The organism is Nonomuraea sp. NPDC050383 (assembly GCF_044459125.1).
In the GTDB taxonomy this organism is placed as follows: domain Bacteria; phylum Actinomycetota; class Actinomycetes; order Streptosporangiales; family Streptosporangiaceae; genus Nonomuraea.
Genome location: NZ_JBITIP010000002.1, coordinates 698,849 through 712,674 on the forward strand (window position 1 = coordinate 698,849; position 13,826 = coordinate 712,674).

The following is a 13,826-nucleotide window of genomic DNA, read 5'->3' on the forward strand; positions in this document are numbered from 1 at the left end:
TACTGAGCTCCACGCCGGCTGCTGAGCCCCGCCGGTTACCGGCCGTCCTCCTGGGCGAACATCTCGGCCCATCGGCCGACGAACATCTCCCGCCCCTTGGCCTGGGCGACCGTCTCCGGGCCGACGACGCCCTCGCCGAAGGAGCCCGCTCCGCCCTCCGGCCCGAGCGTGACCGCGATGAGTGGCCCGAGCGGGGTGTACTCCTGCTGCTCGCCCTCGCCCGTGATCAGCGCGCGGATGTTGCCGGCCGCCACCTCCGCCTGCCGGCCGGCCATGGCCGCCATGTCGCGGTCGGCGTTCGCGATGTCGCCGACGGCGAAGACGTGCGTCTCGCCCTCCACGCGCATCCGGGGGTCGACGCGGACGTAACCCCGCTCGTCGCGCAGGTCCGCGAGCGACCCGCCGTCGAGGTACTCGGTGTGCAGCCGGACGCCGAACGCGCGGTACCAGAGGTCGGCGGTGATCTCCTCGCCGTCGGTCGTCGTGACGCGGACGGCGCCCCGCGTGGCGGGCGGCGTGTCCGGCAGCTCCCGAAGCTTGACGCCCAGCCGCAGCTCGACGCCCAGCTCCTGAAGCTGGCGGCGCAGCTCGTCGCGCAGCTCCTGCGTGAACGGGCCGGCCAGGACGTCGTCGGCGATGTCGGTCACGGTGACGTGCTTGCCGGGGTGGAACGCCTTGATCTCGCCGGCCAGCTCCAGCCCGACCGGCCCCGCGCCCACGATCAGGACGCGCGCCGCGCCGGTCAGCTCGTCGTGGGCCGTCCGGTGACGCTCCTTGGCGGCGAGGAGGCCGGGCTCGTCGTTCTTGGCGGGGAACGGGTAGGAGGAGCCGGTGGCGAGGACCAGGTAGTCGGGTTCGAGGACGGTTCCGGACTGAAGCTCGACCCGGCGCCCGTCCACCCGTACGGCACGGTCGCGCACGAACCGGCCGTGGGCGAGCAGCCGGTCGTACGGGAGGTAGATCTGGTCCACCCAGTCGGGCTGGACCAGCGAGCGCAGGGCGGCGACGTTGTGCACGAACCCCTCGGTGGGGTCGACGAGCGTGACATCGGCCACATCGTCGAGCGTCTTGGCGACGGTGACGCCCCCGTACCCGCCGCCGAGGACGACGACGGACGGGCGGGCGGTGGAGGTGTTGTCGGTCATGGCGACTCCAGCCTGTGGTGTGTGAGCGGCGTCATGTGATAGCGGAAAGAGAGTCACTTCTATTTCCGAAGTGACAAGCTACACGCTAGCGCTTACGGATGCGAGTGGGTGGTGCGGAGCACTGTTCCGATCCCGCGCGGACGGTGGATTCGCGGCCGTCCGCGGACCGTGCGCGTGCGCTAGCGTGGAATCATGGCGGTGACCCCCAACCAGAGCCACGACGTGACGTCGGAGGCATGCGTCCGCGGCGACGCCGCGCTGGCCCGCGCGTTCGTGTTCCTGGGGAAGCGCTGGAACGCCGTCATCCTCGGCACCCTGAGCCAGGGCCCGGTGGGCTTCCGCGACCTCTCGCGCGCCATCGGCGGAATCTCCGACTCGGTGCTGTCCGACCGCCTCGCCGACCTGGCCGCCGCGGGCCTGATCACGCGCCGGGTGGAGGAGGGGCCGCCGGTCGCCGTCTCCTACGCGCTGACCGACCGCGGCGTCGCCCTGATGCCGGCGCTCGGCCAGATCTCGGCCTGGGCCAGCGAGCACCTGCTGGGCGACGACTGTTAGGGGCCGGTGCGTTCACGGCTCGGCACGTCGCCCGGGGCCGATGCTCCTTCGCGTCGGGCGCGCCCACGAAGCTCGTCACGCCTGACGCTCGTGTGCGCGCGGGCGGGGTTCGGGGCGGGGCCCCGATCGGCGCTCCCTGAAGCGACACGCGCGTGGCGCGCCCCTCCTAGGGCGTTGCCCTGGGGCCCGCGCGCCTTGCGTTCCTCCGGATGTGGGGTTTTGGGGCTGGTTTGGGGTTGTGGTCCGTTCCTTGGGGACGGCTTTACAGGGACTTTTCGATGGCGGCCACGATCGCCGGGTCCTCCGGAGGGGTGCCGGGGCGGAAGCGGGCCGCGACCTCGCCGTCCCGGGTGACCAGGAACTTCTCGAAGTTCCACTGCACGTCACCGGCCTCGCCGGCCGCGTCCGGGGTCTGCGTGAGCGTGGCGTAGAGCGGGTGGCGGTCCGGGCCGTTGACGTCGGCCTTCTCCAGCAGCGGGAAGTCCACCCCGTACGTCGTCGCGCAGAACTCCTGGATCTCCTCGGCCGAGCCCGGCTCCTGGCCCATGAACTGGTTGCAGGGCATGCCCACGACGCTGAAGCCGCGCGGCCCGTAGCGCTGGTGGAGCTCGACGAGGCCCGCGTACTGGGGGGTCAGGCCGCACTTGGAGGCGACGTTCACGATCAGGAGGGTCTGGCCGCCGGCGAGCTCGCCGAGCGTCGTGGGGTCGCCCGCGAGGGTGCGGAGCGGAATGTCGCGAAGAGTCATGATCTGACCCTATAGAGCCCTCCTCGGGATCGGCGCGAAGGCACGCGTGGTGGATCTCCAAACGTGATCGCCCAAAAGTGTGACGCAGTTCACATTTCGCTACAAAAGCCCTGAATACGGACATATTACGCTCTTTGCTACCGATCTACGCAGAGATGGATAACTAGCGATAAAGGGTGCTTTTCCGGCATGGTGTCGCTTCCCCGACCCCCGCTCGAAAGGGACCCCCATCCATGTCCATGCTTCGTCGTGCCAGTGTCCTGCTCCTCTCGGCCGCCCTCGTGGCCGGTGGCGGGGCCACGGCCGCGCAGGCGCAGACCGCCCAGGCGGCCGGCGCGAAGAACAAGGCCATCGCCAAGACCCTGGCCGCCAAGCGCGGCTGGACGAAGAACGGCCAGTTCAAGTGCCTCGTCAAGCTCTGGCGCAAGGAGAGCGGCTGGAACCACCGCGCCCAGAACAGCTCCTCCGGCGCCTACGGCATCCCCCAGGCGCTGCCCGGCAGCAAGATGGCCGCCAAGGGCAGCGACTGGCGCACGAACCCCAAGACGCAGATCAGGTGGGGCCTGTCCTACATCAAGCAGCGGTACGGCTCGCCCTGCGGCGCGTGGGCGCACTCCGAGTCGCACGGCTGGTACTGAGCGAGCCTCGCGGACGTCCCCGTTTCCCGTAAAGGTGGCGCAAGCCGGCCGCCGGGACGCGTCACGGAGGCCCAGCGAGACGGCGACGAGTCGTGAAGGATCACGCAAACACCTGTCCATCGCGTGTCGCTGTGCGTGACCGCTGATTACGGAGCGTAATAGAAACCCGCTAGAGGAACGTCGCGGAGCCCTCCGGGCCGCCCAGCACGATCGGGCGGTCACAGGAACCCGGAGAGGCCGCGCGGGCCCTCCTCGTCCGAGCCACGGACGCGGAGCGGCAGGGTGTCCGGGCGACCGGCGCGCCCGTCCGCACGCGACCCGACAGCAAGGATCGCATTGGACAGCAAACGCGCCCTTCACAGCGCTCTGACCGTGACGGCAACCGCCGTCGCACTCGGCACCACGGCGACGCCCGCCGTTGCCGCACCGGGCGCCACCGAGCCGGCCACCGGAGCCGGCTCGCACGCACAGGCCCACCAGTGGAGGGCCGACACGCGGGCCGTCCAGCGGAGGGCCGACACACGGGCCGTCCAGCGGAGGGCTGACACACGGGCCCTCCAGCGGAGGGCCGCGACGCCGGTCGTCCACCAGGGCTCATGGCACGCCCCGGTCATCCGGCTCCGCACCTGGACGCCCTCGGTCAAGTCCGGGCTCGCCACCCGGCTGCTGAACGGCCGGCAGGCCGCCGACCTGAGGCCCCAGCGCAGGAACAAGGTGATCGCGCTCGACCAGGTGGTCCGCAGGTCCTGGTCGTACCAGGAGTTCCAGTGCCTGGACAGTCTCTGGACAAGGGAGAGCAACTGGAATCACCGCGCATACAACAGCTCCTCCGGCGCCTACGGCATCCCGCAGGCCCTGCCCGGGGGCAAGATGAGTGGAGCGGGCGCCGACTGGCGCTCGAACCCGGAGACGCAGATCCGCTGGGGCCTCGCCTACATCAAGGGCAGGTACGGCCGGCCGTGCGGCGCCTGGGGCCACTTCCGATCGCACAACTGGTACTGACGGCAGCCGTTCTGGGGAAGGAACGGCTGCCCGAGCGGAGGGCGCCCGGTGTCAGCGGGTGCCCTCCCTGCGTGCCGGATGCACGGTGATCGCCTGGATGAGCAGCTCCACGCCGAACGCGAACTCGGCCTCGTGGTCGCAGGCGCCGAGCAGCGGCGCGAGGGCGCTCACCTCCGGGAACAGGGCCGGGTCGGCGGCCTCCGCGCCGGCCAGGTGCCGGTGGTCGGTGGGCGCGAACGTCGGCGTCACCCCCACCTCGCGCAGCAGCGAGCCCACGACGAAGGCGATGAACAGCCGCAGCACCCGCACCGCGTCCGGGCCGTCGAACCCGGCGCTGCGCAGCGTGGCCAGGGCACGCTCGACCGGCAGCAGCCCGGCGGCGGAGTGGAGCTGGCGGCTGACCACGAGCATGGTGCAGCGCGGGTAGTGGTGCGCGATCTGCCGGAAGGCGCGCGCCTGCATCCGGACCCGGTCGGTCCAGTCGGCGTCCGGGTCGTCGGTGAACTGGATCTCGCTGAGCACGGCCTCGGCCACGCCGTCGAGCAGTGCGTCCTTGGTCGGCACGTGGTTGTAGAGGGACATCACGCCGACGCCCAGCTCGGCCGCGATGCGCCGCATGGACACCGCGTCGGCGCCCTCCCGCTCGATCAGGTCGATCGCGGCCGCGACGATGCGCGCCCTGGACAGCGGCAACGTGGTCATGGCTCATTCTATGGACGCACGTACAGCGTACGTCCCTCGCCGGCGATGTGTGTTCTGCCAGCTTCAGGATCGAACGCTGGATGAACGTCCATGGTCCCGCGGGGCTGTCCGATGGTTGCCTTGAGGCATGGAAGCCATGACAGCCGCGGGGCGCACGGTCGTCCCCGCGCGGGAAGCGCGTGCGGCGCGGCTGGCCGCCGGGCAGCGCGTGAGCGTGGTCGATCTGGAAGGCGGCCAGGTCGGCGACGTGTTCGCCTTCGCCGCCGAGGACGTGACCGAGCACCTTAGCGCCGCCCATACGCGCGCCGCCACGAAACGGTTGTTCCCGGCGGTGGGCGAGCCGTTCGTCACCGACCGGCGGCGACCGATACTCACGCTCGTCTCCGACACCTCTCCGGGCCGGCACGACATGTTGATCGCGGCCTGTGATCCGGCCCGGTACGCCGGACTGGGCGCGACGGCCTCCCACCCTTCGTGCGCGGACAACCTGCATCGCGCGGTCGCCGCGATGGGGTTGTCCGTCCCCTTCACGCCGCAGCCGGTCAACGTGTTCATGCGGATCCCGGTCGGCGAGGACGGACGGCTGAGCTGGCTGCCCGCCCTCAGCCGTCCGGGGGACGCCATCACGTTCGAGGCGGCCATGGACTGCGTGTTCGTGGTCTCCGCCTGCCCCCAGGACCTCGTCGGCATCAACGCCGGCGAGCCGACGTCGCTGGCGATGGACGTCAGCGCCCTGAACTGAGCAGACATCCACGCGAGAGGCGAACCCCGCGCCGGCCGGCGCTCAGGCGGGGCCCGGGTCCTCCTCCCGCACCCGGGCGATCAGCTCCTCCACCTGGGTGTTCAGCCTGGTCCCTCGTGACCACCCCGCGTAGTGGGTGATGAAGACCACGACTTCGCGCAGCTCGTCCTCCGACAGCAGGTTCGTGCGCAGGGCGGCGTCCAGCTGGACCTCCGCCTGGTCGTCGATTCCCTGGCCGACCAGCAGGCCGAGGAGCAGCAGGCGGCGGTCCCTGACCGACAGCACGTCACGCGACCACAGGTCGCTGAACTGACGCTCGGCCGTCATGCCGTAGGAGTCCACGGTCTCGATCACCGGTTCTTTCATGAGTGCGCTCCCCAGTCGGAGGGATCCTCATATCTTTCGTCACTTCCTGAGAGGAACCAATGGGGGGTTGCACGAACGTTGTACGGCAGTGACCGTTGGGGAGTGGCCCTGACCACGGCTCTGTCTGATCTGTAACGACCGAAGCCAAGGTCCGGCCAAGATCTGGTCAAGATTTCTCACCGTACATCCGGCTCACCACGCCTGAAAACGGGCACAACAACGGCGTTGGTCCGCCAAGCGGAGGTAACCCCCGGTGAGAACGGCACGGGCCCGGGTCGCGCTCATGGCCGCGGCCCTCATGCTGTCCGCGTGCGGGCAGCCCGACTACACCTACGTGCGCGACCGTGACGGCACCACCTACTTCAAGGTGCCCGCCTCGTTCGCCCAGCTCGACGCCCACCAGATCGACCTCTACCTGAGCGGGACGCAGCCCGGCTCCCAGGCCGAGGCGGAGCGGTCCCGGCGCGTCTGGTCCGTCGCCTTCGACCAGTCGACCGAACCGGACGTCACCCACCTGCTCGGCTCCACCGAGCCCTTCGTCTACGCCACCGTCCACCAGCTCACCGACGAGCAGCGCGACGGGGTCTCCCTAGACCGGCTCCGCGACTTCGTCCTGCCGGTGACCGCCCGGGTGCGCGAGCTGTACGAGGCGCAGGCCACGGCCTCCGGCAGGCAGCCGCTGTTCACCGGGTTCGAGCAGATCAGCGACCAGGTGCTCACCTTCGACCGGGGCGCCAGGGGCGTCAGGGTGCGCTTCAACTACCGGATCGGGGCGGACGTCCAGACCTTCGACCACACCGCCATCCTCGACGAGCAGGGCGACACCGTCTCCGTCATGCTCATCGGCTGCCAGGCGATCTGCTTCCAGGCCCGTGCCGCGGAGTTCGACAGGATCGCCGACTCGTTCAGACTGCTCCGGCTGCCCGGATGAGGGGGCACAGTTGACCACCACCACGCACCACGAAGGGCTGCGCGCGCCCGGCAGCGGGCCGGCCGACCCCGACTCGGTCACCAGGAAGAGGATGCCGTTCTGGGACCGCAGCAAGTTCCTCATCGGGCTGGGCGCGGCCTTCCTCGTCCTGTCCTGGAAGACCATGGCCGACTACGAGGGCATCGTCACCTTCCCGGAGGCCATGCGGGCCATCGCCTACGAGCATCAGTGGATCTTCTGGCTGCTCGGCGCCGAGGCGCTGCGCCAGCTCCACTTCCTCGTCAGCGAGCGCTCGCCCCGCTACCACGGGTTCTGGAGCCGCCGCGTGTTCGGCGGGTTCGAGCGGTGGGCGCTCACCCGTTTCGACGACTGGACGCGGTACCGGATCTCCCGGGCTGTCAAGATCGTGTTCTGGGTCGTGCTGGTGGCGCTGGTGCTCGGCGCCGTCCTGGAGACCAGCCCGTTCCTCGCGCTGTTCCGGGCCCCCGCGCTGGTGTTCCAGGCGCTGCCGTTCCTGCTCCAGATCGTCTTCCTGTTCTTCGTGGTCATCATCCAGTTCGTCGGCATGTTCTGGTTCCTGTCGCGCGGCGGCGTCGAGACGTACTTCCCCGACGACATCAAGACCCGCTTCGCCGACGTGTGGGGCCAGGACCACGTCGTCGAGCGCGTCCGCGAGAACATCGTCTTCCTCGAACGGCCCGGCGAGATCGAGGAGCGCGGCGGGTACGTCCCCAGCGGCCTGCTGCTGTGGGGGCCGCCCGGGACCGGCAAGACGCTCATGGCCGAGGCGGTCGCGGGGGAGACCGGCAAGCCGTACGTGTTCGTGGACCCCGGCGCGTTCACCAACATGTTCATGGGCATCGGCATCCTCAAGGTCAAGACGCTGTTCCGCAAGCTGCGCAAGCTCGCCCTGCGGTACGGCGGCGTGATCGTCGTCTTCGACGAGGCCGACTCGCTCGGCAAACGCGGCCGGCTCGCCGTGCAGGGACCGCCCGGCCAGGGCGGCGGCTGGTCGGCGTTCTCCGGCGCGGCGGACTGCCACGGCCTCGGCTACCTGTCCGAGGAGACCCGCTCCGTCCTGGCCTTCCGCCGCGGCCGCGAGCCCGACGAGCCCGGCGCCCGCAACCGCTTCGTCATGGGCGGCGGCCTGAACAGCGGCGACCCCGGCACCCTCCAGGCGCTGCTCACCGAGCTGTCCGGGCTCAAGAAGCCGCGCGGCTTCTTCAACCGCCTCGTCCGCCGACTGCTCGGCATGCGGCCCAAGCCGCCGCCCAAGTACCGCATCCTCGTCATGATGGCCACCAACCGGCCCGACGCGCTCGACGAGGCGCTGCTGCGCCCCGGCCGCATCGACCGCATCTACAAGGTGGGCTACCCGTCCAAGGCGGGGCGGCTGCGCACCTACCAGGGCTACTTCGACAAGGTCGAGCACGAGCTGACCCCCGAGCAGATCGACAAGCTCGCCACCATCACCCCGTACGCCACCGGCGCCACCATCAAGGACCTGGTCAACGAGTCGCTCATCACCGCCATCCGTGACGAGCGCGAGGTCATCACCTGGTCCGACGTGCTGCGCGCCAAGCGACTCAAGCAGCTCGGCCCGCCCGAGGACGTCGAGTACATCGAGCGGGAACGGCACGCGGTCGCGGTCCACGAGGCCTGCCACGCCGTCGTCGCCTACGTCACCCGCTTCCACCTGGAGATCGACATCGCCACCATCGAGAAGGGCGCCGACTACCTCGGCATGGTGGCCTCCATCAAGCCGGAGGACCAGTTCACCCGGTGGAAGTCCGAGTACGAGGCCGACATCATGGTCTCCCTGGCCTCCCTGGCCGGCGAGCGGATGTTCTTCGGCCAGGACAACTCCTCCGGCGTGTCCGGCGACCTGCACTCGGCGACCTACCTCACCGCGCTCATGGAGTCCCACTGGGGCATGGGCTCCGGGGTCACCTCGCTGCCCGCCCTCCAGGAGCTGGAGATCATGGGCGGCAAGGCCATGCCGCGGCGCGACGGCGGTCCCACCGGCATCGCCGACCAGGAGCCCCCCAGGGGCAGGCCCGAGCTGACGCCCGACGTGCTGGGGGAGCGCATCGAGTTCAACCTCGTACGGCTGCTGGAGCGGACCGAGCGGCTGCTGGAGGAGCACCGGCGCGACGTGCTGTGCGTGGCGCACGCCCTGGAGACCCACAAGACCCTCAACGGCGACGACGTGGTGGCCATCGTCGAGCGGCGCCCCGGGCCGATCATCAACGGCACGGTCTACGCCTCGGACGAGCTGTACCAGGAGCTGGAGGAGTACCACCTGGAGGCGGCACGGGCGCACAAGGAGCACAGCCGCATCGACCGGGACCTGCCGGGGGTCGCGGAGCCGACGGGCGCCGGGGAGGTGGTCACGGGTCAGATCCTGCAGAACGCCCCCTCGGGGACACCCGTCATCCAGACAGTGCCCCCTGCTTCCTCTGCGCCTCCTGCTTCCGCTGCGGCCGCCGCGATCTCGGCGGACGGGCGGCCGGAGTTCGTGCCGTGGGCGCCGGAGCCCGCGCCGGCCGCCGCCCCCGTGGCCACCCCGCTGTCGGCTCCGGTGCCGGCCGGCGATCCTCCGGCGGCCCCCGCGTCCCTGGCCGGCCCCGTTCCCACGCCGCAGCGCGGGCCGCGCGGCCGGGGCTGGGTGCTGGTCACGAGCCTGCTCGCGCTGGTGACGCTCGTCCTGCTCGTCGGGCTCGCCCTGACAGGCATGGCGCCGCCCACCGGCGGCGGCAAGGGGACGGGGGTCGCCTCGCCGGGGTTGCTGCTCATCGTGTTCGTCGTCGTGGTGGCCGTGATCGTCGGCATCGGCCTCGCGCTCGTGGCGGTCCGCGGCATGCGGGCGGCCCAGGTCAAGGCCGAGCGCGAGCGCGACCACGCGCACGCCCGAGCGCAGCTCCTGGCCGCCGCCATGGACCCGGACACCGCCATGCGCCTGCTCGGCTACGACGGCGTGAACGGGAGGGACCCGCGCAACTGAAGCGCCGGGCCGGGCGGGAGACCTCCTGCCCGGCACGTCCGCATGCCCTCACAAGTGGCGATGCGGATCGGTGTCACTTAACACGACGTTCACATTCGGGCAAAAAGCGGGAAACGGCCGTCCGCAAGACTCGGCGCGGCTGAGAGAAACCCCGAAAGGACCGTTCGTGAGCTACAAGGCTGAGTACATCTGGATCGACGGCACCGAGCCCACCGCCCTGCTGCGCTCGAAGACGAAGATCCTTGCCGATGGCGCCGAGCCGCCCGTGTGGGGATTCGACGGCTCCAGCACCAACCAGGCCGTGGGTCACTCCTCCGACCGGGTGCTGCGCCCGGTGTCCACCTACCCGGACCCGATCCGCGGCGGTGACCACATCCTCGTGCTGTGCGAGGTCGAGGAGATCGACGGCACCCCGCACAAGAGCAACACCCGCGCCCTGCTGCGTCCCATCGCCGAGCAGTACGCCGGCCAGGAGTCCTGGTTCGGCATCGAGCAGGAGTACACCTTCTTCAAGGGCAGCCGCCCGCTCGGCTTCCCCGAGGGTGGCTTCCCCGCCCCGCAGGGCCACTACTACTGCGGCGTCGGCGCCGAGGCCGTGTTCGGCCGCGAGATCGTCGAGCTGCACCTCGACCGCTGCCTGGCCGCCGGCCTCGCGATCTCCGGCATCAACGCCGAGGTCATGCCCGGCCAGTGGGAGTTCCAGGTCGGCCCGGCGGGCCCCGTCGAGGTCGCCGACCACCTGTGGGTCGCCCGTTACCTGCTCTACCGGACGGCCGAGGAGTTCGGCGTGGAGGCCACCCTCGACGCCAAGCCCGCCCGCGGCGACTGGAACGGCGCCGGCGCGCACACCAACTTCTCCACCAAGGCGATGCGCGAGAACTACGACGCGATCATCGTCGCGTGCGAGTCGCTCGGCGAGGGCGACAAGCCGATGGAGCACGTCTCCCAGTACGGCGCCGACATCGAGCTGCGCCTGACCGGCCACCACGAGACCGCCCCGTGGAACAAGTACAGCTACGGCGTGTCCAACCGCGGCGCCTCCGTGCGCATCCCGTGGCAGGTCGAGGTGGACAAGAAGGGCTACATCGAGGACCGTCGCCCCAACGCCAACATCGACCCGTACGTGGTCACCCGCCTGCTGGTGAACACCTGCTGCGCGGCGCTGGAGAAGGCCGGCCTCGTCTGACCGGTGACACGACGCTGATCTCAGGGAACGCGGGCACCCCCGATGGGGCCCGCGTTCCCGCGTTGTCCGACTGCGTACCGTCGCCTCTCGACGCCGTACGGTAATCGGGGCACCGCCCATCGTGACACGGAGCCACTCCGCCGCGCAGGCCGACGCCCGCGGCGGAGTGGCTTTCTTCCCGGCTTTTTCTTACGGGAGGGTCCTCCGCCGGCGGTCTAGAGGCGGAAGTCCAGGTCGGGGGTGATGTCGGCGACGTCCATCTGGGCCTTCTGCAGGCGGCCCGAGTGGTCCCAGTTCATCGCCTGCCAGCGGGTGAACTGCTCCAGCACCCACATGCCCGACTGGCGGCTGCCGTTGCCGGACTTGCCGTTGCCGCCGAACGGCAGGTGCGCCTCCGCCCCGGACGTGGAGTTGTTGACGCTGACCATGCCCGCCGAGACGCCCTCGCGGAAGCGGAACGCGTGCCGGGCGTCGGTCGTGTAGATGGAGCTGGACAGGCCGTAACCGGGCAGGTTCGCCAGCTCGATCGCCTCGTCCAGGGTCCGGAACGTCGTCACGCCGACGATCGGGCCGAACGTCTCCTCCAGGAACAGCCGGTCCTCCGGCCGCACCCCGTCGACCACGACCGGGTGGTAGTACAGCCCGCCCTTGCCGGTGAAGTCCTGACGCGCGCTGTCCGCGGTGATCCGTCCGGTCTCGCCGGTGACGACCCGATGGTGGGGCTGGATCCAGGTCAGGTACTCCTCGTACCGGTCGGCGAACTTCTGGTCGAGGAGCGGGCCCGCCAGCACGTCCTGGTCCGGCTCGCCGATCCTGGCCTCCCGCACCGCCGCGGCGAACCGCTCCACGAACTCGTCGTGGACGCTCTCGTGCACGATCACCGTGCCGAGGCTGGTGCAGCGCTGGCCGGCCGTGCCGAACCCGGAGAACAGGGCGCCCTCGACCGCGAGATCCAGCTCGGCGTCCGGCATGATCACCATCGGGTTCTTGCCGCCCAGCTCCAGGCACGCCGACTGCAGGTGGCGCCCGGTGAGCTCGCCCACCTTCCGCCCGACCTCGCTGGAGCCGGTGAACCCGACCTTCTGCACCGTCCCCTCCTCCAGCGCCCGCTCCAGCCCGCCGAACGTCTCGGCGCCGTCGGCGAACACCACGTTGAGCACCCCGTCGGGCAGGCCGGACGCGGCGAACAGCCGGTACAGGGCATGCCCGGACGCGGCCGCGTACTCGGCCGGCTTCCACACCACGGCGTTGCCGCACAGCAGGGCCGGCACCAGGTACCAGGACGGCACGGCGACCGGGAAGTTGCCCGCGGTGATCACCGCCGCCACGCCCACCGGGTTGCGGAAGGTGAACAGGTTCTTGTCCGGCATCTCCGACGGCACGGTCTGCCCGTACAGCCGGCGGCCCTCGCCGAGGAAGAAGTCGCACGTGTCGACGATCTCCCGCACCTCGCCCAGCGCCTCGGCGTACGGCTTGCCGATCTCCTCGGTGACCAGCCGGGCCAGGCTCTCGGCGTTGGCCTCGACCAGCCGCCCGATGGACGCGATCACCCGCCCGCGCACCGGCGCGGGCACCTTGGCCCACTCGCGCTGCGCCTCCTTGGCGGTCCGGCAGGCGGCGGCGAACGTGTCGGCGTCGGCCATCCCGACGCTCGCCACGACCTCGCCGGTGCGCGCGGGGTTGGTCGACTGGTACGTGCTCGCGCTGGCGGCGTCCTTGCCACCCACGACGGAGACGATCTGACGGGTCACCGGTGCCCTCCTCAAAGTTCCTACGGCCAGACAATCATCCCGCCGCAGAAAACCCAAGGCGGACCCCCGCGGGTCCGCGTTCGCGGGCCCGGTTCGAAAATCCACCAAGGTCGCTTACCTGGGACGTAATTGGCAGTGCTACCTCCGCCCCGCGAGACTTTACCCATCAGCAGCGCAGAACCACCCACGCCAGACATTGGGGGCAATGAGATGTTCTTCGAGACGAATGACGGGACCAGGCTGGCGTACGAGGACTACGGCCAGGGCCGGCCGATCGTGTTCGTCGCCAGTGCGATGCTCTGCTCCGACATGTGGGAGTACCAGATCCCGTACTTCGTGGAGCGCGGCTACCGCTGCATCGCCCTGGACCGGCGCGGGCACGGTCGCTCCGACCGGCCCAGCACCGGTTACGACTTGGACACGGCGGCCGACGATCTCGCCGTGCTGATCGAGCGTCTCGACCTGCGCGAAGTGACCTTGGTGGGCCACTCGATGGGCGGCGCCGAGATCGCCCGGTACCTGCACCGGCACGGCGACGAGCGGATCGCGCGGATCGCCCTCGTCTCCGCCATGCTGCCGTTCATGCGGCAGACCGACGACCACCCCGAGGGAATCCCCGGCGCCATCCTGGACGCGTCGATCGCCTCGCTCGACGCCGACCGGCCCAAGTGGCTGGCCCGCCAGGCTCAGGCGTTCTTCGCCACCCACCTGGGCAACGACGTCTCCCCGGCGCAGGTCGAGTTCACCATGCGTCAGTGCCTGGAGGTCTCGCCGTGGGCGGTGCGCGAGAGCCAGCGGAACGTGGTCAACTTCGACCACCGGGCCACCCTGCCGGAGATCAACGTCCCGACGCTGGTCGTCCACGGCGCCGCGGACTTCTCCGCCCCGATCGACGTCACCGGCCGCCGCACCGCCAAGCTCATCCCCGGTGCCGTCTACCACGAGTACCCCACCGCCGGCCACGGCCTGTTCGTCAGCCACCGGGACCAGCTCAACGACGACCTGCTCGCCTTCATCACGGGCCGGTGACCCGCCAGGACGCCGCGCGAGGAGGCC

The 13,826-nt window shown here is 70.5% G+C and carries 12 protein-coding genes and 1 pseudogene; 8 read left to right on the forward strand and 5 right to left on the reverse strand.

Annotation, left to right across the window (positions count from 1 at the left end; translation table 11 throughout):
* Nucleotides 1-35: 35 nt before the first annotated feature.
* Nucleotides 36-1,145 carry an NAD(P)/FAD-dependent oxidoreductase gene (locus ACIBG4_RS07900; protein WP_397201175.1) on the reverse strand — a complete coding sequence of 370 codons (1,110 nt, stop codon included), beginning with the start codon at nt 1,143-1,145 and terminating at the stop codon, nt 36-38.
* A gap of 192 nt (nt 1,146-1,337) precedes the next feature.
* On the opposite strand from ACIBG4_RS07900, the gene ACIBG4_RS07905 reads away from it, so the two are divergent.
* Complete coding sequence (locus ACIBG4_RS07905) at nt 1,338-1,700, forward strand: helix-turn-helix domain-containing protein (RefSeq protein WP_310716231.1); 363 nt, start codon at nt 1,338-1,340, stop codon at nt 1,698-1,700.
* A gap of 262 nt (nt 1,701-1,962) precedes the next feature.
* Here the strand turns inward: ACIBG4_RS07905 and ACIBG4_RS07910 are convergent, their stop codons facing one another.
* Nucleotides 1,963-2,448, reverse strand: a complete 486-nt coding sequence (locus tag ACIBG4_RS07910; RefSeq protein ID WP_310716230.1) for a glutathione peroxidase — start codon at nt 2,446-2,448, stop codon at nt 1,963-1,965.
* A 404-nt stretch (nt 2,449-2,852) separates the two neighbouring features.
* Between ACIBG4_RS07910 and ACIBG4_RS07915 the strand changes: the two are divergent.
* Both ACIBG4_RS07915 and ACIBG4_RS07920 read left to right on the forward strand, forming a co-directional pair.
* Nucleotides 2,853-3,086 (forward strand): annotated as a pseudogene (locus ACIBG4_RS07915) (transglycosylase SLT domain-containing protein); the annotation flags it as partial.
* Between the two features lie 372 nt (nt 3,087-3,458).
* Nucleotides 3,459-4,088 (forward strand): lytic transglycosylase domain-containing protein, encoded by a 630-nt coding sequence (locus ACIBG4_RS07920; RefSeq protein WP_397201176.1) that lies wholly within the window; start codon nt 3,459-3,461, stop codon nt 4,086-4,088.
* Nucleotides 4,089-4,139: 51 nt separating this feature from the next.
* Here the strand turns inward: ACIBG4_RS07920 and ACIBG4_RS07925 are convergent, their stop codons facing one another.
* Complete coding sequence (locus tag ACIBG4_RS07925) at nt 4,140-4,790, reverse strand: TetR/AcrR family transcriptional regulator (RefSeq protein WP_397201177.1); 651 nt, start codon at nt 4,788-4,790, stop codon at nt 4,140-4,142.
* Nucleotides 4,791-4,917: 127 nt separating this feature from the next.
* Between ACIBG4_RS07925 and ACIBG4_RS07930 the strand changes: the two genes are divergently transcribed.
* Nucleotides 4,918-5,532, forward strand: a complete 615-nt coding sequence (locus ACIBG4_RS07930) for an urea carboxylase-associated family protein (protein WP_355442163.1) — start codon at nt 4,918-4,920, stop codon at nt 5,530-5,532.
* A gap of 42 nt (nt 5,533-5,574) precedes the next feature.
* On the opposite strand, the gene ACIBG4_RS07935 is transcribed toward ACIBG4_RS07930, so the two are convergent.
* Nucleotides 5,575-5,898, reverse strand: coding sequence for a carboxymuconolactone decarboxylase family protein (locus ACIBG4_RS07935; protein WP_397201178.1), 324 nt, complete (start codon nt 5,896-5,898; stop codon nt 5,575-5,577).
* A 253-nt stretch (nt 5,899-6,151) separates the two neighbouring features.
* Between ACIBG4_RS07935 and ACIBG4_RS07940 the strand changes: the two genes are divergently transcribed.
* From ACIBG4_RS07940 to glnII, 3 genes are all read left to right on the forward strand, one after another.
* Complete coding sequence (locus ACIBG4_RS07940; protein ID WP_310716220.1) at nt 6,152-6,829, forward strand: hypothetical protein; 678 nt, start codon at nt 6,152-6,154, stop codon at nt 6,827-6,829.
* A gap of 10 nt (nt 6,830-6,839) precedes the next feature.
* Nucleotides 6,840-9,833 carry an AAA family ATPase gene (locus tag ACIBG4_RS07945; RefSeq protein ID WP_397201179.1) on the forward strand — a complete coding sequence of 998 codons (2,994 nt, stop codon included), beginning with the start codon at nt 6,840-6,842 and terminating at the stop codon, nt 9,831-9,833.
* Between the two features lie 166 nt (nt 9,834-9,999).
* Nucleotides 10,000-11,019 carry a glutamine synthetase gene (glnII, locus tag ACIBG4_RS07950; protein WP_310716216.1) on the forward strand — a complete coding sequence of 340 codons (1,020 nt, stop codon included), beginning with the start codon at nt 10,000-10,002 and terminating at the stop codon, nt 11,017-11,019.
* A 215-nt stretch (nt 11,020-11,234) separates the two neighbouring features.
* On the opposite strand, the gene ACIBG4_RS07955 is transcribed toward glnII, so the two are convergent.
* Nucleotides 11,235-12,770, reverse strand: a complete 1,536-nt coding sequence (locus tag ACIBG4_RS07955; RefSeq protein WP_397201180.1) for an aldehyde dehydrogenase family protein — start codon at nt 12,768-12,770, stop codon at nt 11,235-11,237.
* A gap of 210 nt (nt 12,771-12,980) precedes the next feature.
* Between ACIBG4_RS07955 and ACIBG4_RS07960 the strand changes: the two genes are divergently transcribed.
* Nucleotides 12,981-13,799 carry an alpha/beta fold hydrolase gene (locus ACIBG4_RS07960; RefSeq protein ID WP_397201181.1) on the forward strand — a complete coding sequence of 273 codons (819 nt, stop codon included), beginning with the start codon at nt 12,981-12,983 and terminating at the stop codon, nt 13,797-13,799.
* The last annotated feature ends 27 nt before the right edge of the window (nt 13,800-13,826 follow it).